Consider the following 19,838-nt stretch of genomic DNA (forward strand, 5'->3'; position numbering starts at 1 on the left):
CGCGCGCGATCAGAACTGTGCCGGCTCTGTACCGCAACTTGAAAGGATGTTGATGGCCACCACGCGACGGGACTTTGTGAAGAGCACGATCCTGGCGGGCGCGAGCATCGCGCTGCCAACTGCCGCTGTACCTGCGCGTGCCGAAATGCTGCCGGCCTCTCCCGGGCTTCCTCCGGGAGCCATGGCGGGTGCTGAAAGCGGCTTCACGCGCGGCATCGGACTGTACCCCGGCGCCCCTGCCGAAAACTTCAGCCCCGCCCTCGTGCCGGATACCGCAACCTATCGCAACCTCGCGCTGCGTCGTCCCGCGTACCACTCGTCCAGCTACGATTACAACCTCACCGCGCAGCTCGTCACCGACGGCATCAAGGACACGCAGATGCCCACCTGGGTCGCGGTTTCGGTGAACGGCGTAGGCATGCTCCCCCGGCAGGATCGCGAGGTCTTCTTCGATCATTTTCCGATCAACGTGCTCCCGATCGAAGGCGCGCGCGCGGTGGTGCAGATCGAGCTGGGTGGCGGCGCCGCGGCGCCCACGGTGGATCGTCTGGCGGTATTTGTCGTGGTCCCCGAGCACATGGCCTCGATGCCGATGCGCTTTGTGGTCAGTACCTCAGAAGATGGGCGCGCATACGCGGAGGCGGGACGCTCCGACGCTGGCGCTCCCGTGGCGCCCGACAACTATCCACCCGACCTGCGGCGTGGCGCCAAGCTGTTCTTTCCTTCCATCGCCCTGAAGCAGCCAAGCCAGAGCCGCTTCTACCAGGTGGAATGCCTGGTGGAGGGCGCCACTGCCGAGACACGTGGCATCTCCTGGCGCATGGGGCAGATCGAGTTCTACCAGGGCGCGGAGCGGGTCGAGGTCGGTGGCCCCTACCAGTTCACCAGCGCATGGATGTCAGAAGGCATGGGCGAGGAGTGGGTCTACGTGGACCTCGGCACTCGCTCGGAGTTTGACCGGGTGGCGCTGCACTGGATCGCGCGCGCGGCCGAAGGCTCACTGCAGATTTCGGACGACGCGGAAAACTGGCGAACCCTGCAGCCGCTGCCCGTCGGTACTGATGCGAGCGACGACATCCGGCTCGCGCAGCCCGCGCAGGGTCGGTATGTGCGCGTGCTGATGACGCGGCCTGCCTCGGCGGTCGGTTACATCCTGAGCGAGTTTGAAGTGTACGGACGCGGCGGCTACACGGTCCGCCCCAAAGCCGCGCAGACTTTTGCCGATGGCAAGCTCAATCTGGCGGGCGGTGCATGGCGGGTTGAGCGCGACAGCCTCGTTTCCGCGGGTGGCGAAGCGCTCTCGAAGCCGGGCTTCCAGGACGACACCTGGCTGGTCGCCACGGTGCCGGGCACGGTGCTTACCTCGTATCTGAATGCCGGCGCCATCACCAATCCTGACTACGGCAAAGACCAGCTCTACATTTCGGATTCGTACTTCTACGCGGACTTCTGGTACCGCACCGAGTTTGCGGCGCCGCAGACCACCGCGGGCGAGATCACGTGGCTGAACTTCGACGGCATCAACTGGAAAGCCGATGTGTTCCTCAACGGCGAGAAGATTGGCCGCTTGGAAGGCGGCTTCACGCGCGGGCAGTTCGACGTGACCGGCAAGCTGCACGCAGGCAAGCCCAATGCACTCGCCGTGCGCGTTGAGAAGAACCACACGCCGGGCAGCTGCAAGCAGAAGACCTACGAGGTGTGCTCCAAAAACGGCGGCGCGCTCGGAGCCGACAACCCGACCTACCATGCCTCGATCGGGTGGGACTGGATCTCGACGATTCGCGGACGCAACACGGGTATCTGGTCGGATGTCGGACTATCTGTCACCGGGCCGGTGACACTTCACAACCCGATGGTCACGACGACAAAGCTTGCCAAAGATGGTTCGGAAGCAGAGCTTGCCGTCGCCGTGGAAGTGGTGAACCACTCCCGCAAGGCGGTGACCGGGACCCTGCGCGGCAAGTTCGGCGAGATCGCCTTCGAGCAGAAGGTGCCGCTGGCCGCCGGTGCCCGCCACACCGTGGTGTTGACCCCGGCCACGACGCCGGGCCTGCGCGTCAGCAAGCCGGAGCTTTGGTGGCCGGTGGGTTATGGCGCGCCCCACCTGTACGACGTTTCCATGGAGTTCGAGCTCGGCGGCAAGCCATCGCACCGCAAGGCGTTCAAGGCTGGCATCCGGCAGATGACCTCCTCCGAAGACAACGACATCCTTAAGCTCTTCATCAACGGGCGGCGCTTCGTGGCACGCGGCGGTAACTGGGGCTTTGGCGAGTCCATGCTGCGCTACCGCGCGCGCGAGTACGATGCCGCCGTACGCTACCACCGCGAGATGAACTTCACCATGGTGCGCAACTGGGTCGGGCAGATCGGCGACGATGCTTTTTACGAAGCCTGCGACCGGCACGGCGTCGTGGTGTGGCAGGACTTCTGGCTGGCCAACCCGTTCGACGGCCCGATTCCGGACAACAACGAACTGTTTCTTGCCAACGCACGCGACTTCATCCTGCGCATCCGCAGCCATGCGTCCATCGGCTTGTACTGCGGCAGAAACGAGGGCTTTCCACCGCCTGCGCTCGAGGCCGGCATCCGCAAGCTGCTGGGCGAACTGCAGCCGGACATCCATTACATCGGGAGCTCGGCAGACGTCGTGGTCAGCGGCCACGGCCCCTACCGCGCGCTGCCGTACAGCACTTACTTCGAGATCGTGGACGAGCGGTTGCACAGCGAGATCGGCATGCCCAACATTCCCACCTACGAAAGCGTGCAGGCCATGATGCCGCAGCAGTCGGTCTGGCCCAAGGCGCTCGACTGGGGCATTCATGACTACTGCCTGGAAGGCGCCATGGCCGGCCGGTCCTTCAACGGCATCGTCGACGACGGCTACGGCGGCGCGCACAGCGGCGAAGAGTGGATCAACCTTGCGCAGTTTGTGAACTACGAAGGCTACCGCGCCATGTTCGAAGCACAAAGCAAGTACCGCATGGGCGTGCTGCTGTGGATGAGCCACCCGTGCTGGCCCTCGTTCGTGTGGCAGACCTATGACTACTACCTCGAGCCGACTGCGGCGTACTTCGGCTGTCGCAAGGCCTCGGAGCCGCTGCATATCCAATGGAACCGGACCACCGAACAGATTGAGGTGGTGAACTACAGCGGCGGCAATGCCATGGGCCTCACTGCGGCGGCAGAGTTGGTGAATCTCGACGGCAAGTCGATGTGGTTGAAAACGGCGCAGCTCGACAGCGCCGAGGACAGCACTGAACGACCCATCACCATCACCAACGTGGCGGGCCTTTCCTCGCTGCATTTTCTGCGGCTTAGCCTCAAGCGCGGCAACGAGGTTGTCTCGACCAACTTCTACCTGCGCAGCAACGCGGAAGGAAACTACCGAGCGATCCGCCAGCTGCCTAAGGTACAGGTGAAAGCCACCACCAACGCTGTGCAACAGGGAGATACCTGGATGCTCACGACAGAGCTTGAAAACACCAGCGCGCAGCCTGCGTTGATGGTGCGTCTCAAGGCAGTGCGCGAAGCCAGCGGCGATCGCATCCTGCCCGCCTTCTACAGCGATAACTACGTGTCGCTGATGCCGGGCGAGCGCCAGACCATCTCGACCGAACTGCACCACGCGGACACGCGCGGAGAAAAGCCAAAGATCATGGTCGGCGGCTTCAACGTGCTGCCCGTGTAAACGCGTCCTGGCAATGTTCCACTGCACTGCGCCTACATGAAACAAAAAAGCTGATCCTGAAACGTGGCTGCGAGATGCAGCCTCGTTTCCAGATCAGCTTTTGTTTTTGCGGTTCATGGATAGCAATCGGCGACTACTTGCGCGCGGCCAGTTCTTCTTCCTGCATCACCTTGGCGCGTCGCGCGTTGATGGTGGCAATGGCTTCCCTAGCTGTTTCTGCATCCACGCCGGCAGCCTCGTCACCCTTCTTCTCGTGATACTCCTGCTCGGTGTTGATCTCCCACAGGCTGGCCTTGTCGGTCACACCCGCGATGATGTTGTCCACTGAGCACATGGCGGTCAGCATCGAGTGGTCCTGGTTGTTGTACTTATGCATACCGTTGCGGCCAACCAGGAACAGATTCTCGAAGCGATCCATGTAGCGGATGATCTCGTCGAACCGGTCATAGGTGCCGAAGTAAGCAGGGTAAGTCTTGGGTACCCGGAAGACGCAGGAGTCGCGCACATCGGCAGGATCAAGGATGCCGATTTTTGCCACTTCGCCGATGGCAAATGCGGCGATGTCCGCATCGGGCTTTGCCCACAGCGGATCCGAGTCATAGCAGAAGTACTCAAGGCCGATCCACACCTTGGTCGGATCGGCGACAAGATAAGGGCTCCAGTTATTGAAGATCTGCAGGCGGCCCACCAGCACATCCGGCTCCTGGATATAGATCCAGGTGTCTTTCAGCAGCGAGCCATCCTTCTCCGTCACCAGCAGCTTGTCGACCAGCAGTCCTACTGTGATGAAGTCGCGATAGATCAGGCCGTCGGCAATCGCCTGCACGTCTGGCGGAATCGGCGTTTCAATCACCCGCAGAAGCTCGCGAATCGGCATGGTGGAGAAGAAGTAATCTCCTTCGACCTTGACCACTTCACCCGCGGGCGTGCGCGCCTCGATCGAGGTAATGCGATCCACTCCGTCCTGGCCGGTATCTACCTGCAGACTCTGCACCTTCCAGCCCATGCGCACTTCGCCGCCCTGTTGCTCCACCAGTCCTGCGACGTGCTCCCATAGCTGTCCGGGGCCAAACTTCGGGTACAGGAACTGCTCGATCAGCGAGGTTTCGGTATCTTTCTGAGCAATGTCCGCGGGCTCGCGCGCCGCCTTGCTGCGGCGCGAGAATGTCTTTTTCAGGAAGTGCGCTACCGCGCTGCGCAGCGACAACCCCTTGATGCGCTGCGCACCCCACTCGGCAGAGATCTGCTCGCACGGCACGCCCCATACCTTCTCGGTGTAGCTCTTGAAGAAGGTCAGGTACAGCTCGGAGCCGAAGCGATTAATCAGGAAGTCTTCCAGCGTTTTTTCCTGCTTTCGCGGAAACAGCCGGGCCTTGATATAGCTGAAGCCGATGCGCGCGGTACGCAGCGCACCGAGTCGCCCGAGGGTCGCGCCATTCAGCGCGAGGGGATAATCGAAGAACGAGCGCAGAAAGTAAATGCGGCTCTTGCGCGGACGCACCAGCATCACGCAGTCGGGATCGACCGGCTCCGCCCCCGCAGCGCCCTGCGGCGCAGCACGCATGGTGCGCTGCTGGTTCTGGTAGCGAATGGCGAAGTCGCCCTGCGCACCGTTGCCTTCCACAGGCATCAGTGCAGTCCACCAATCCATCACGCGGTCAGACTTCGAAAAAAAGCGGTGTCCGCCGATGTCAATGCGATTGCCGTTGTAGCGAATCGTGCAGGAGATGCCACCGATGCGGTCGCTCGCCTCGAGCACGATGGGGCGAATCTCAGAACGGCGACAGAACTCGAGTGCCGCTGTTAACCCAGCAGGCCCCGCGCCGATGATCACTGCCGTTTGATTTGTGTGTTCCAAGGAGCACCTCTACGCTTCCCGATCGACAAGCGTTTTTTTTGTTCATTGGTGATCTGGCTGATGCTTTGCATTGGTCGAACCGCCGGACAGACCAGCAGGCACAACTAGCGGGAGCAGCCACGCGCCACTCTGCGTTCCATTATCTAGGGAGATGCATTTCGTAGGTGCATGGGGCCTGCCCGCTAGCAGAGTCGCTGAAGCTCGGTGGAATTGATCGTTCGCCGTCTGACAAAAATCCTGCATCAATGCGCGGCCGCTGCGGGTTTGCCCGGTTTCACCTTGCGAAACCCCCAGACCACCACCACACTGGCGAAGCAGATCACCGCGAGCCAGCGAAACACATCCACAAACGCCCAGAGATGCGCCTGCAGGCTGAGCTGGCTGTACAGCTCTTCGTTGGCCGCGCCCAGGGCATTGGCGGGATTGGTCTGGTGCGACAGGAAGGCCTGCACCTGGTGGGTGCGTTCCTGGAGCATGGATCCTGACTGTGACAGATTGTTGGTGATGTCGTTCTGGTGCACGTCCTGTCTCCGCGTCAGCAGGGTAGAGGCGAGTGAGATGCCAATGGAGCCGCCGATATTCCGCAGCAGGTTGAAGATGCCGCTGGCATTGCCGATCTCGTTGTTTTTGAGCGTGCCATAAGAGACGGTGGTGATCGGTACAAAGACGAAGGAGAGCGCGAAGCCGGTGATCACGATCGGCACGAGCAGGGTAAGCGGACCGACCCCCAGCGTCACGTTGCCAAAGTAGAGCGCCGTGAAGCCGTAGACCAGGAAGCCAAACGTCAGCAGGTAGCGAGGGTCCACGCGACTGCCCAGAAAAGCGATGACCGGCATGCCGGCTATGGAGCCGAAGCCGCGCGGAAACACCGCCATGCCCGCAGTGAAGGCCGTGTACCCCAGCAGCTCCTGAAAGAACAGCGGCAGCACGGTTACCAGCGAGTACAGGGTGACGCCAAACATCGCTACCAGTACGCAGCCCACGGCGAAGTTGCGGTCCTTGAGCGTGCGCAGCTGCACCAGCGGATGCCGGGCGCGCAGGCAGTGCAGGATGAACCAGAGAAACGCAGCCACTCCGAAGAACACGGCCCAGCGCAGCCACAGGGCGCCGAACCAGTCGTCCTCCTGCCCGCGATCGAGGATCACCTGCAGGCAGCCGGTCCAGACCGCCAGCAGGCCAAAGCCGAGGTTGTCGAACGGGCCCGGTTTGGCGTTCTTGATGTAGGGCGGGTCGTGCACGAACCGGCTGATCATCACGAAGGCCAGGATCCCGACCGGTATGTTGATGTAAAAGGCATAGCGCCAGGAGAAGCTGTCCGTGAGGTAGCCGCCAAGGCTTGGCCCGATCACCGGCGCCACCACGATGCCCAGCGCGAACACGGCCATGGCCACGCCGCGCTTTGCCGGCGGAAAGCTCTCCAGCAGAATGGACTGCGACAGCGGCTGCAAAGCCCCTCCGCCCGCGCCCTGCACAACCCGCGCCAGCAGCATGAGCCAGAGAGACGGCGCCGCACCGCAGAAGAAGGACGAGATCGTAAAAATCGTGACGCAGGTCAGCAGGAAGCGCTTGCGGCCAAACCGCAGCGAGAACCAGTTGCTGGCCGGGAGAATCACGGCGTTCGCCACCAGGTAGCTGGTCAGGACCCAGGTGGCCTCGTCGTTTGAGGCCGAAAGCGAACCCGCAATATAGGGAAGCGCCACTGCCGCGATTGCGGTATCCAGCACCTCCATAAAGGTAGCGAGCATGACGGAGAACGCGATCAGCCACGGGTTGACAGCGATCGGCTGGGCTTCTGTGGCTGGCATTCAGATCCTTGTATGTGTGTCGGTGTGTGTGCGTGTGGCCGTGCCTGGTCCAGCCGGCAGATACGAGGCCGCTCACAGCGCCGGTCCCTTGTAGAAGAAGATGCCGCAGCGCGCGGCAGGATGCAGGTGGGTGGGGGTGTGCGCCAGGATGGCTTTCGGAGGCGCCGCACTCTTCAATCCTACAGAGTGCCCGTCCAGCAGTCCGGGAGCAAAAGCCCTGGTAAACCGTCACGACGTGACCGGAAGCGGCGCAGGCGGACTCGCCTGACGGGCATCTAGCTCTTTGAACCCTCTAAACGACCTGCCGCATCCAAGTTCTGCACGCACGCTTGCTGATCCATCAGGTTAGTTGACAACAACTCACTCACATGCGATTCTGGTATAGCAATCAAGTGCCGACAGGCGAGGGAGAAGCAACGGATGGCAAAGATTATCGGAATCGATCTGGGAACCACGAATTCCTGCGTGGCCGTGATGGAGGGTGGCGAACCCAAGGTCATCGCGAATGAAGAGGGTGGCCGCACGACTCCTTCGGTTGTGGGTTTCACCAAGAGCGGCGAGCGCCTTGTTGGCCAGGTGGCCAAGCGCCAGGCGATCACCAACCCTGAAAACACCGTGTACTCGGTTAAGCGCTTCATGGGCCGTCGCGCCAACGAAGTGAATGACGAGATGAAGATGGTGCCGTACAAGGTCAAGCAGGCGGGCGACCACCTCACGATCGAAGCGCAGGGCAAGGACTACACCCCGCCCGAGGTCTCGGCGATGATCCTGCAGAAGCTCAAGAAGGCGGCGGAAGACTATCTCGGCACCTCGGTCACCGAGGCGGTCATCACGGTCCCCGCGTACTTCAACGACGCGCAGCGCCAGGCCACCAAGGATGCCGGCCGTATCGCCGGTTTGGACGTGAAACGCATTGTCAACGAGCCCACGGCAGCCGCGCTGGCCTATGGTCTCGACAAGAAGAAGGATGAGACCATCGCGGTCTATGACTTCGGTGGCGGTACGTTCGACGTCTCGATTCTGGAAGTAGGTGACGGCGTCATCGAGGTCAAGGCGACCAACGGCGACACGCACCTGGGCGGCGACAACATCGACCAGAAGATCGTGGATTGGCTGATCGACGAGTTCAAGAAGAAGGAAGGCCTGGACCTTCGCGCCAAGGGCAATGAAATGGCCCTGCAGCGCCTGAAGGATGCGGCCGAGCGCGCCAAGATCGAGCTGTCGACCGCGATGGAAACCGAGATCAACCTGCCGTTCGTGACGGCGGATGCCTCGGGTCCGAAGCACCTGGTCGAGAAGATGACCCGTGCGCAGCTCGAACGCCTGGTCGACGACATCCTGCAGCGTTCGCTTGAACCCTGCAAGAAGGCGATGGCCGATGCCGGTGTCACCGCTGCGCAGATCGACGAAGTCGTGCTGGTCGGTGGACAGACCCGCATGCCCAAGATCCAGGAGCTGGTGAAGCAGCTGTTCGGCAAGGAGCCCCACAAGGGCGTGAACCCGGACGAGGTTGTGGCGATCGGTGCCGCGGTACAGGCCGGTGTTCTGTCTGGCGATGTGAAGGACCTGCTGCTGCTCGATGTGACCCCGCTGACGCTGGCGATCGAAACCATGGGCTCGGTGGCAACGCCGATGATCCCGCGCAACACCACGATCCCGACCAAGAAGACCGAGACCTTCTCGACCGCTTCTGACTCGCAGACCGAGGTTGAGGTGCATGTGCTGCAGGGCGAGCGTCCGATGGCCTCGCAGAATCGCACGCTGGGCAAGTTCAAGCTGTCGGGCATCCCACCGGCTCCACGCGGTGTGCCGCAGATCGAGGTCACCTTTGACATCGATGCGAATGGCATCCTCAACGTGACGGCCAAGGACAATGCCACGGGCAAGGACCAGAAGATCACCATCACTTCGAGCTCCGGTCTGAGCAAGGAAGAGGTGGAGCGGATGGCCAAGGAAGCCGAGGCGCATGCTTCGGAAGACAAGGAAGCCCGCGACGCGATCGAAGCCCGCAATGGCCTGGATTCGCTGGTCTACAACATCGAGAAGATGTTGAAGGACTCGGCGGACAAGGTGCCGGCGAGCGAGAAGACCGAGGTCGAGTCGACGCTTGAGTCCGCCAAGGCAGTCCTGGCGGGTAGCCCGAGCACGGCCGAGTTGAAGAGCGAGCACGAGAAGCTCACGGCCGCCTCGCACAAGCTGGCGGAAGCGATGTACAAGGCGGCACCGGCTGGCGACGGCCCCGTCCCGACCGACGGCGCGGCAGCAGGCGCCGGCACCGCGGACGCGAAGCAGGACGAAGGCGTGATCGATGCCGAGTACGTCGACGTCGAGCCGAAGCACTAAGCAGCGCATGCCGCGGCGGCGTTCTCCCCGGAGAGTCGCTGCGGCATGAAAACGAAACAAAGCCGGGGCAGGGTATGCCTGAGCCGAAACCATGGCGGGGCACTCAAACAGATCAGTGTGGGAGTGCCCCCGCAGCTTCTTAAGCACGACCGGGTTCATGTAAGTGCAGCAGTGATCGAACCGGCAGGAAGTTCACAGGAATCAGCGGCGCGAAAACGGCCGGGAAGGTGGAAGAGATGACGAGCACTTTGTGGCAGTGTGAGCAGTTGCGGGCAGGACAGGTTTGGAACAAGGTGCTGTTCCACTCTCGCGGGGAGGCCGAGCACTTCATGCAGCAGATGCGACGGGTCGAACCGGACATCTTCTGGCGGATGGAAGCCGTGGCCGCGGCGCAGGTCTGGAACTAAACGCGCCTGGTGTTTGGTATGCGGGTAGAAACCTGGAACGCCGTCCTGGCACTCCGGGTTCCTGCCTGGGGCACGCTCGAAAAGCTAGGCAGCGCGGGATGGAACCAGGGTGAAGCGGTCCTTCAACCGGAGAAACGGTTTCTCAAAGAAGGAGTACGAAAGCGACGCCACCGCAACCGAAAGTCCCAGAGTCGTAAGCCACGCCAGGGCGAAAAGCACACTGGGAGCCACGTGGAGCTTCTTGAGCATGATGGGCGCTACCGCAGACAGGATCGTGTCGTGGAAGACGTACAGCCCGAATGAAATCTTGCCCATGTACACCAGAGGCTTGGCGGCACGTGGCAGCTTGAGCCCTACAAACGCACCGAAGACCAGCAGGCAGGCGAGATCGAGGCAAAGGTATCCGGCAAAGGTAGCGGCCGGCGCTGTGAGTACCAGGTCTTCGCGGTAGTGGAACGGATAAGCCGCAAGCACAAAGAAGCCCACTGCCCCTGCCAGGGCAAGCGCTCTCCAGGGTAGGGCGTAGGTGAGTTCGCGGCGATGCAGGCACAGCGCGAGCAGGGTACCGAGCGCAAAGAACTGGAAATGGGAAACGCTGTTGTACCAGAGGTCCGGGTACTTGGAGTAGTGAAACAGCGGCAGCAGGAAGTCGGTCGCCCAGGCCAGCAGCAGCACCGCGGAGCTGCAGATGGCAATACCCCGGATCCCTGCGCGCCGCACCATGGAAGGCCAAAGCAGGTAGAACTGCTCTTCCACCGAGATGCTCCATAGCGGCATCAGCATGGGGTTGAGCGACCAGCCCTTTGCCACGATAGCCCAGTTGCCAACCAGTAGCAGGTACGGCAACACAAAGCCGCCGACATAGGAGAAGGCGTGCACCATTGGAGGCATGTGCCCGGCGAAGGCCTTGGCGACATGCGGCAGTGCCACGCCCAGTCCGATGCCAAGAAAGTAGAGCGGCCAGATACGCAGGATGCGGCGGAGATAGAAAGCGGGAAGCGCGATTGTTCCCGTGGCTTCCTTTTCGCGGAGCAGCAGTTCCGTGATGAGGAACGCGCTGAGCGTGAAGAAGAGGCAGACCCCGGCGGCTCCGGACTCTTCCAGGGCACCGGCAACGCTGAAGTGATCCAGGGGTGCGTGCCACTGCAGCATGCCGAGCAGATGATGGGTCAGGACCAGCAGAAAGGCAAGTGACCGGATGACGTCCAGCTCCGGACGGTAGAAGCGTCGTGCACGTGGGGTTGGTTCCGGAAGGGAGTGTGTCTCCGCGGCAAAACCCCTCGCTTCCGCGACAGGTGAAGTGAAAGCACGAACCATGCGTATCTTTGCTCCGCCTGCTGGGCTGCTGCCCGCGGCAATGCTTTATGTGTGTTGCAAATTCGAGTGTAGCTGGCTTTCGACGTGAATCTCGGCGCCGGTTACCAATGCCTTTGCGGAAAGTGAGCCAAAGGTGTAGGGAAGCCCGCGTGCTATCGGCCGGGGTGCAGGCGCATCAGGCAGCCCGGGAGCGCACCAGAGTGAAACGCTTCTTCATGCGCAGAAACGGTCGCTCGTAGAAGCGGTACGACAACGAAGCCAATGCCGCCGTCACGGCCGCAGTGATGAGATAGGTTGCGACAAGCTGCCGCACGGGCGTCGGCAGCAGGTGGCGGAGCGGGCGCGCTACCACGGCCCACACCACGGTACGGACCGCAAAGTGAAACACGTACAGCCCGTAGGAGATTTTGCCGAGGTAGATCAAAGGACGTGCCAGCCTCGGCATGCGCGCATTGAGAAAAGCAAGCAGCACCAGGAAGCAGCCAGCATCGATGCAGAGGTACCCGGCAAGGATTGCGCCGGGACCGGTGGGTATGTCGTCGTTCAGGAACTGAAATGGCCGGGCCGCGAGATAGAACAGGCACAGGGCCAGTCCAAAGGTGGCGAGGCGAGCCGCGGTAGAGAGATGCACCGGCCGACGATGAAACAGGATGGCCGCCATGCAGCCGATCGCGAAGAACTGGAACTGGTTCAGGCTGTTGCACCACAGCTGGGGACTCTTATGAAAGTGCAGCAACGGAAGCAGCCAGTCCACGAGCCACGCCAGCGGCAGCAGCGAGGCAGAGATGCCGAACAGCGTGCGCGGCCGAACCCGCAGCGAGAGATACGGCCAGATCAGATAGAACTGCTCCTCGACCGAGATGCTCCACATAGGGGTAAGCATGGGGTTGAGAAACCAGCCATGCGCCACCACCGCCCAGTTGCCCATGGCCACCAGGAAGGGCAGCAGCATGAACCCGACCGGTGCAAACACGTGGCCGATCAGGACGGAGCCCAGCAAGGCCAGCGCCATGGCCAGCAGGTAAAGGGGCCAGATACGAAGCGCCCGGCGCGCGTAGAACGACGGGATAGAAATCGTACCCGAGGCTTCCCGCTCACGCATCAGCAATTCGGTGATCAGGAACGAACTAAGGGTGAAGAACATGCAGACGCCGGCCGCGCCCGCCTGCTGGATGCCGGTCAGAAATGGGAAACGTCCCAGCGCCTGCACCTGGAAGACATGGAGGTTGAACACCATGAGGAGTGCGAAGAACCGCACCACATCCAGCTCAGGCCGGTAATACCGCGCAGCTCTGGGCACAGGGGTCTCGCTGGAGCTAGGGCTAGGCAGTTCCTGGGGTTGCAAGATGGCCGAAGTATATCGAGTCAGAAACGCATGGTTGCGGCGGAAGCGTCGGCAACTATCGCTCGTAACATTACCAGTGACGGATGGGACTGGGCAGTGATCGTGCACAATGAAGGGGTGTCGCTTTGAAGCAGCGCACAGAAACAGAGAGAGCGGATGCCTGAAGGGCACGAGATTCACCGGTTCGCCCTGCGGCAGGCCGAGGCATTTGCTGGCAAAAAGGTGCACGTCGATTCGCCCAACGGCGGGTTTCCGGATGCCGGGGTTCTTGACGGTCGCAAGCTGCTCGAGGTCCGGGCGCTGGGCAAGCACCTGGGCTACCACTTCGGCAAGGACCTCACCGTGCATGTGCACCTCGGCCAGTTCGGCGACTTCTGGGAAGGGCAGCAGCCGATGCCTGAGCCCAAGGGCGCGCTGCGGTTCCGGATGTGGACACGCACGGACTGGCTGGAGCTGCGCGGACCGACCAACTGCCGGATCTTCTCGGACCAGGAGTGGACTGCCCTGGAACAGCGCATCGGGCCGGATCCATTGGTGGACGGAACCGACCCGGCAGCGATGTTTGCACTGGTCCGCAGCAAGAAAACGCCGATAGGCGTCTTGTTGATGGATCAGAAAGTGGTCAGCGGTATTGGCAACATCTACCGCGCCGAGTTCCTGTACCGGGCACGCATCCACCCGGACCGGCCTGGCAGGGATGTGTCGCTTCTGGAGCTCAAGGGTGTATGGAAGGATGCCGTCACGCTGATGCGGGACGGTATGGATGACCGGCGCATGGTGACGACACGCGCTAAGCACAGGCCACACCCGCGCGGGGTGGCGTTGGATGAAGAAGTGCACTACGTGTACCGCAGGCAAGGCAAGCCGTGCCGGGTATGCGGGACCGAAATTGAGAGCAAGGCGATGGCGGGCAGGACTGTGTACTGGTGCCCAACCTGCCAGAAAGACTGAACAATGCCAGCAGGACCACAGCAGAAGGACTACTACGGCACGCTCGGCGTGAAGAAGACGGCCAGCCCGGACGAGATCCGCAAGGCGTTCCGGAAGCTCGCTCGCAAGTATCACCCCGACGTTAATCCCAACGATAAGAAGGCCGAGGAGAAGTTCAAGGAGATCTCCGAAGCCAACGACGTGCTGAGCGACGAGAAAAAGCGCAAGATCTTCGACCAGGTCGGCTTTTACTCGGACCAGATTGACCCGGCGCAGGCCGAGGCGGCGGCACGGTACGGCCAGCAGGGAGGTGGCGGCGGCGGCGCTCGTGGCGCGCAGGCGAATGGCGTGCCGTTCGACTTCGGCGGCTTTGACTTTTCGGACTTCGAAAGCCAGCAGGGGCGGCGTGCCGCTGCACCCGGCCCCGGAGCAGCCGGCGGTGGCTGGCGCGATATCTTCTCCGGCATGTTCTCGGGCAATGCGCGCCAGCAGCGCGAACCGGAACCCGGAACCGATCTTGAGTACCAGGTGCAGGTCGACTTCTGGACCGCGATCCGCGGCGGCACGATGCGACTCGAGATCAACCGGCTCGACATTTGTCCCACCTGCAAGGGTGCGGCGCACTCCGGTGGAGCGCACACCTGTCCCGAGTGCCAGGGAACCGGCCAGGTCACGCAGATGCATGGCCAGATGAAGTTCAACGTGCAGTGCCGCACCTGCGGCGGCACCGGCCGGGTCGAGAACGACTGCCCGACCTGCCACGGAGAAGGACGTGTTCGTCGGGCGGAAAGTGTGGAGTTCCGGATCAAGGCCGGCACGCGCGACGGACAGCGGATCCGGCTTGGCGGCAAGGGCAATGCCGGGCAGGGTGGCGCACCCGCCGGCGACCTCTACCTGGTCATGAAGGTGGGAACGCACCCCGTGTTTACGCGCCAGGGCGACGATATCGCCCTGCGCGTACCGGTCACCATGACAGAAGCAGCGCTGGGCTCAAAGATTGAGGTGCCCACGATCGACGGCCGCACGCAGCTCAAGATTCCGCCGGGTACGCAGGGCGGTCAGAAATTGCGCATGCGCGAGCGCGGCGTGGCCTCGGCCTCGGTGGAAGGCAAGCGCGGCGACCAGATCGTTACCATCGAGATCGTAGTGCCGCAGATGCGCGACGAGCGCTCCAAAGAGATTCTGCGTGAGCTGGCCAAGCTTAACCCTGAAGATCCGCGGCAGGCGCTACTGGAAAAGGCAGAAGGCTGACGGAGCTTCTGCCGACTTTTCATCCGCTGTTCAGCACACTTCATGGAAGTCACGTGTGACGGCGTGAATTGCCTTAAGCTAAGGATGCAGGTAGTTGCTGTATGATCCGCGCGTAACCGGGAAGGAGACCTCATGCCGACAAAGCGCAAGACCAAAGGTGCGTACATGATCTCCTCCGTGGCGGAGATGTACGAGATTCATCCGCAGACCCTCCGTCTATATGAACGGGAAGGTTTGTTGAAGCCGTCCCGGACCGAGGGCAACACCCGCCTGTACACCGACGAGGACCTCGAACGTCTGGAATTCATCCTGAACCTGGCGAGGGAACTCGGCGTGAACATCTCCGGGATTGCAATCATTCTCCAGATGCGGGAGCGCATGGAAGAGATGAACCGGCAGATGCAGGGCTTCGTGGACTACGTGCGCACCGAGATGCTGTCCCGGATGCAGGACGTTGCTGCCGGACCGTCGGCAATCGTTCCCATGCCGCGCCCCACGATTGTGCCGCCCGCGCGCAGCCGGAAGTAGCGGTGATCGGCGATCCAGGATTCCCCGTGGTGATGCTACGTAGCTTGTTTCTGGTGGGCGTTGTGGGGCTGTTCAGTTCCACGATCTTTGCCGCCATGGTGGCTGTAGGTGTGCGGCGCTTCGCCCGGGAGCGACGTCGCGCGGAAGGGCCGCGGGTTCGCTCGTTTGCGTCCGCTGTTTCGTTGTTCAAACCCCTGCATGGCGCAGAGCCCAACCTCCACGAGCACCTCGCGACCTTTTTTGCCCAGGATTACCCGGGGCCATATGAGATCCTGTTCTGCGCCCGCCACACGCATGACGCCGGGATGGAGATCGCTCGACAGGTCGCCGCGCAGTACCCGCACATCCCCGTGCAGTTCCTGGCCGTTGAGGGAACACCCTTTGTGAATGCCAAGGTCAGCTCCCTGGAGCGCATGGGCGCCCTTGCCAGCCACGACATCTTCCTCATCAGTGACAGCGATGTGCGCGTAACCCCCGCATACATCCGGGAAGTCGTTTCCGACTTCGCCGATCCGGAAATAGGAGCGGTCACCTGCCTGTATCGCGGCATCGCCGACCGCGGCATCTGGTCCAAGCTCGAGGCTGCCGGCATGTCCATCGAAATGACGGCCGGCGTGCTTGCCGCGAACCTGGTGGAGGACATGCAGTTCCTGCTCGGGCCCACCATGGCGGTGCGCCGCGCGGCGGTGGAGCGCATGGGCGGCTTCGCAAAGCTGGGGCCCTACTGCTCCGACGATTACCTGCTGGGCAACTGGGTGGCGGCGCTCGGCTACAAGGTCATGCTGTCTCCCCACGTGATCGACCACATCGTGCTCAACCTCACCTTTCTGACCAGCATGAAGCACCAGATCCGCTGGATGAAGTCCACGCGCTTCTCGCGACCCAAGGGCCACTTCGGCACCGGTCTGACCTTCAGCGTGCCCTTCGGACTGCTTGCCTTTGCCTCGGCAGCCGCCCTGCACCATGCCTGGCTCGGCGTGGCATTGCTGGCTTACGGCGTCGGGAGCCGCATGGCGCTGGCCCTGCTGCTCGGCCTATCCGTGGTCAAGGAGAGCGCCCTGCTGCGCACGGTGCTGCTCTACCCGTTGCGCGACCTGATGGGCTTCATTTACTGGGTGCTCAGCTACACCAGTGGCAAGATCCTGTGGCGCGGCGAGCTGTACCGTCTGGGCGAGAATGGCCTGATGCAGAGCGCCCGGGACTGACCAGCCGGGAGCCGCACGGCACAGACCCATCAAGAGAAAAGGCCGGCATCTGCCGGCCTTTTCTCTTCGTGCGGTGCTCCCCATCAATTACGGCAGCGACCGGCAGTTGGTGTACAGGGTGCGATCCGATACTTCCTTGATGTCGACGAGGCGCTGCGCTCCCAGCAGCGAACGCACATGCGCATCGAACTCCGGCGGCACCACCAGGAAGATTTGCCGGTTGGCGGCGCTGGCCTGTGTCCATAGGGATACCAGGTCCGCGTCCTCCAGGAAGATATGCGGGGCATCCGGGTAGAACGATCCCCAGATCATGGACGAGGAACGCCCGTTCACCAGCAGCGCCTGCCGGTGGGTGTAAAAGATCACCGATGACGCACTCGCCTGGTCGCCATAGATCACGAGCTGCGCCTCGGGCTGCGCGGTCGCGTTGATCAAGTCGGCCATGGCCTTCGAACCCAGCAGCGGCTCAAAGCGCACGTACCCGATATGCGCCGCCACCAGGAACAGAGCCATGGTGAGCCCGACCGAGGTGGTTGCTTCAAAGCCATGCCCCCTGCGCCGGAGCCACAGCGCCAGGCTGGGTCCCACGAGCAGCGTCACTGCCGCGAGCAGGGCCGGCAGCCGCAGCGCGGCAAACGATGGCCCTGTCAGGTCGAAGAAGTGCGACATGGCCAGCGAGTAGTCGCCCACGCCCCGATGTGCCAGCAAAGTCCCGACATCCGGCACATAGGGCAGGTGTCGTGAAGACCAGAGAGCCGCAAGCAGCGCCACTGAGCACAGGGTGCCAACCACCGCCAGTAGCCAGTGCGCCGCCAGCAGCCAGCGCTCGCGCCGTGGGCCCGGTGCCATCTCCTGCAGCGACAGGGAGCCTGAAACCAGCAGCAGCAGCGCGAAATACGAGGGCCAGGTGTAGTACTCCTGGTTGGTCGAAAGCGAAAAGAACAGCAGGATAAAGCCGGCGTAGATGCCGAGCAGCAGGGTCGTGCGGGCCCGGAACCGCTCCTGCCGTACGGCAAACGCCGCGTGAAACGCTGTTTCATGCCGGTCCAAGAAGGTGATGGTATTGGCGCGGTCAGGGAACAGCGCGTCCCGGAACTCGCCACGCCGCGCCCACAGCCGCGCTACCGCCGCGGGGAAAAACAGGCACCACGGGAACAGCCACGCCAGGTGACCTACCCAGAAAACCCAGCCCGGCTGCTTGTTGTAGTCATGCGGGTAGCGCTTTCCCAGAAAGCGCAGGACGTGCTCGTTCACAAAGTAGAAGTAAAGGAAGCCATGCTCGTCGTGCGCGTTGGGCACGTTGCCGATCGGGTGGCCATGGTCAGGATTGCGCAGGGCAGCCATCACGTGCCAGGGCGCGCCGATTGCGAGGAACAGCAGGATGCCGGTAGGCAGGCGGAACTCACGCCACCGCCGCCAGTCGCCGGTGATCAGCAGGTACGGCACCACGGCTGCCCCGAAAAAGACCGGCGCAATCAGGCCCTTGGCGAGCAGCGCCACCGCGATCGAGGCATACGTAATGTAGAAGCGGTTCGGCTTGCGGTCTTCAAGCGCGGTCAGGAACGACCACAAGGCCAGCGCTAGGAAGAAGCAGAGAATGGACTCCGGGATGAACGTACGCGTGAACAGGAACACGCCCACCGTGGTGAACAGTCCGAGTGCGGTGTAGAAAGCAGCCCGCTCGTTGAACGCCCGCCGCGCCCATACCCAGCCGAGAATGGCATTGCCCAGCACCGCCAGGATCAGCGGCAGGTGCGTGGCAAAGGCGTTGTAGCCGAAGACGTGGTAATCCAGCGCGGCGAGCCAGTACGGGAGCGGCGGCTTTTCCAGGTACCGGATGCCGTTGACGTACAGCGTGACCCAGTCACCGCTCCGCGCCATGTGCTGCGCGGCATTGGCATGGGTCGCGTCCGCATCGTCAATCAGTGCGGGGGTAAAAAGGGCCGCGACATAAACAGCCATGAACACGAGCAGCAGCAGGGTCCAGGCATTGCGTGCGGTGCGAAGAAGAGGTGGTGTGTTCCGGTCGTGCAGGGTGGGCGTTGACAAGGTATCTATCCGAGAAACATCCGAGGAGTGCGGCCACAGGCCCTGGGCGGACGCTTGGAAGTGGCCTGTGGGCCAGCATAGCAGGGCCACACCAGCGCTGAACCGCCGATGCGCAGCGGCCCGGCATAAGCCTGCACGGCGTCTGCCAGCTAGATTTTCTTGAGGGGCGCCTTGAGCGCGCGGCGGCGGACCGTCTTGGTGGCATTGCCGTACACGCCCTGCAGGATGCGCGGGTCGACCAGCCAGTGGAGCATGCCCGGACGCCGGGTAAGGTCGATGCGAGCCAGGGCGCCTTTGCGCAGCCGGATCGCGGCACGTCCCGGCACGGCGCTCCCATTCATGATGAGAGAGCCAAGAAACTGCGGAAGGTTGGGATTGTGTCCGACCAGCAGCACATTCTCGTTTCCCTGGAGTTCGTTGATGAAGGCAAGGAATGCAGCGAGTGTGGCGTCCGGAGCGAGTGCCGGTGTGACCTGGATCTGGCTGTCGAAGCCGACCTCAGTGCCCACGAGAGAAGCGGTTTGCAGGGCACGCTTCAGCGGACTGGAGGCTACGAGGTCGAAGTGGATCTTGAGGGCATTCAGGTAGCTCCCAATCAACATGCATTGGAGCTTGCCTTCCTTATCGATCGGACGCTTGGCGTCGGTAATAGGATTGGCACGCCGGGTGCCGGCACTGGCGTGACGCAGGATGTAGATATTCATGGTAAAGACGGATCCTTTGGGGCGCGGCAATGCGCGCCCATTCATAGGATTGTAACAATCCGCCTGCCCGATCGCTTTAAGAATGCTGTGGGCTTCCGCCAGAAGCTAGGTGAATATCGGGGAGGGCCCACCGGGAATACTGGGCACGGGGTAGCCGGGATCCACGCCGGGCGAGATCCCCGGGCTTTCCGGCGCAGGGTCTGGATCTGGATCAGGGTAGGGGTCTGCGCCTGGTTCGTCTCCGGGAAAAGTACCCGGATCGAGCGGCCCGGGATCGATCCCGGGGATAGTGTCGAGAAAAAGCGGAATCGAGCCGTAGCCGGAAAGAAACATAGGGTGTTGGGTGCATGAGCGCGCCAAACAGGTTGCTTGCTTCGTCTGATCTGCCAGGCTATGCAACAAATTGCC

Annotated in this window: 14 protein-coding genes; 7 read left to right on the plus strand and 7 right to left on the minus strand. The window is 62.4% G+C overall.

Annotation, left to right across the window (positions count from 1 at the left end; all coding sequences use genetic code 11):
- Positions 1 to 52 precede the first annotated feature (52 nt).
- The gene (locus tag D1Y84_RS12140; RefSeq protein WP_158615444.1) at positions 53 to 3,688 is read left to right on the plus strand and encodes a discoidin domain-containing protein; all 3,636 of its coding nucleotides are present in this window, start codon (positions 53 to 55) and stop codon (positions 3,686 to 3,688) included.
- A 133-nt stretch (positions 3,689 to 3,821) separates the two neighbouring features.
- Here D1Y84_RS12140 and D1Y84_RS12145 read toward each other — a convergent pair whose 3' ends face one another.
- Both D1Y84_RS12145 and D1Y84_RS12150 read right to left on the minus strand, forming a co-directional pair.
- Positions 3,822 to 5,546 (minus strand): NAD(P)/FAD-dependent oxidoreductase, encoded by a 1,725-nt coding sequence (locus D1Y84_RS12145; RefSeq protein WP_124848912.1) that lies wholly within the window; start codon positions 5,544 to 5,546, stop codon positions 3,822 to 3,824.
- 242 nt (positions 5,547 to 5,788) lie between these two features.
- Positions 5,789 to 7,351, minus strand: a complete 1,563-nt coding sequence (locus D1Y84_RS12150) for a DHA2 family efflux MFS transporter permease subunit (protein ID WP_124848914.1) — start codon at positions 7,349 to 7,351, stop codon at positions 5,789 to 5,791.
- A gap of 420 nt (positions 7,352 to 7,771) precedes the next feature.
- On the opposite strand from D1Y84_RS12150, the gene dnaK reads away from it, so the two are divergent.
- Complete coding sequence (dnaK, locus tag D1Y84_RS12155; RefSeq protein ID WP_124848916.1) at positions 7,772 to 9,694, plus strand: molecular chaperone DnaK; 1,923 nt, start codon at positions 7,772 to 7,774, stop codon at positions 9,692 to 9,694.
- A 236-nt stretch (positions 9,695 to 9,930) separates the two neighbouring features.
- Complete coding sequence (locus tag D1Y84_RS18180) at positions 9,931 to 10,101, plus strand: hypothetical protein (RefSeq protein ID WP_199726403.1); 171 nt, start codon at positions 9,931 to 9,933, stop codon at positions 10,099 to 10,101.
- Between the two features lie 84 nt (positions 10,102 to 10,185).
- On the opposite strand, the gene D1Y84_RS12160 is transcribed toward D1Y84_RS18180, so the two are convergent.
- Both D1Y84_RS12160 and D1Y84_RS12165 read right to left on the minus strand, forming a co-directional pair.
- Positions 10,186 to 11,418, minus strand: coding sequence for an acyltransferase (locus tag D1Y84_RS12160; RefSeq protein ID WP_124848918.1), 1,233 nt, complete (start codon positions 11,416 to 11,418; stop codon positions 10,186 to 10,188).
- A gap of 175 nt (positions 11,419 to 11,593) precedes the next feature.
- Positions 11,594 to 12,718: an acyltransferase gene (locus D1Y84_RS12165; protein WP_124848920.1), complete on the minus strand. Its 1,125-nt coding sequence runs from the start codon at positions 12,716 to 12,718 to the stop codon at positions 11,594 to 11,596.
- A 201-nt stretch (positions 12,719 to 12,919) separates the two neighbouring features.
- On the opposite strand from D1Y84_RS12165, the gene D1Y84_RS12170 reads away from it, so the two are divergent.
- The 4 genes from D1Y84_RS12170 (at position 12,920) to D1Y84_RS12185 (ending at position 16,677) form a co-directional block, all read left to right on the plus strand.
- Complete coding sequence (locus D1Y84_RS12170) at positions 12,920 to 13,714, plus strand: Fpg/Nei family DNA glycosylase (RefSeq protein ID WP_124848922.1); 795 nt, start codon at positions 12,920 to 12,922, stop codon at positions 13,712 to 13,714.
- Positions 13,715 to 13,717: 3 nt separating this feature from the next.
- Complete coding sequence (locus tag D1Y84_RS12175; RefSeq protein ID WP_124848924.1) at positions 13,718 to 14,944, plus strand: DnaJ C-terminal domain-containing protein; 1,227 nt, start codon at positions 13,718 to 13,720, stop codon at positions 14,942 to 14,944.
- Between the two features lie 132 nt (positions 14,945 to 15,076).
- Complete coding sequence (locus D1Y84_RS12180; protein WP_124848926.1) at positions 15,077 to 15,472, plus strand: helix-turn-helix transcriptional regulator; 396 nt, start codon at positions 15,077 to 15,079, stop codon at positions 15,470 to 15,472.
- 32 nt (positions 15,473 to 15,504) lie between these two features.
- Positions 15,505 to 16,677, plus strand: a complete 1,173-nt coding sequence (locus tag D1Y84_RS12185; RefSeq protein ID WP_124848928.1) for a glycosyltransferase — start codon at positions 15,505 to 15,507, stop codon at positions 16,675 to 16,677.
- A gap of 87 nt (positions 16,678 to 16,764) precedes the next feature.
- On the opposite strand, the gene D1Y84_RS12190 is transcribed toward D1Y84_RS12185, so the two are convergent.
- From D1Y84_RS12190 to D1Y84_RS12200, 3 genes are all read right to left on the minus strand, one after another.
- On the minus strand, positions 16,765 to 18,726 hold the full coding sequence (locus D1Y84_RS12190) for a glycosyltransferase family 39 protein (RefSeq protein WP_233581374.1): 1,962 nt from the start codon (positions 18,724 to 18,726) through the stop codon (positions 16,765 to 16,767).
- A gap of 149 nt (positions 18,727 to 18,875) precedes the next feature.
- A complete protein-coding gene (sixA, locus tag D1Y84_RS12195) occupies positions 18,876 to 19,430 on the minus strand; it encodes a phosphohistidine phosphatase SixA (protein WP_124848930.1) in 555 nt (184 codons plus the stop codon).
- A gap of 105 nt (positions 19,431 to 19,535) precedes the next feature.
- On the minus strand, positions 19,536 to 19,763 hold the full coding sequence (locus D1Y84_RS12200) for a hypothetical protein (protein WP_124848932.1): 228 nt from the start codon (positions 19,761 to 19,763) through the stop codon (positions 19,536 to 19,538).
- Positions 19,764 to 19,838: the final 75 nt, after the last annotated feature.

This window comes from Acidipila sp. EB88 (genome assembly GCF_003858395.1).
Taxonomy (GTDB): domain Bacteria; phylum Acidobacteriota; class Terriglobia; order Terriglobales; family Acidobacteriaceae; genus EB88.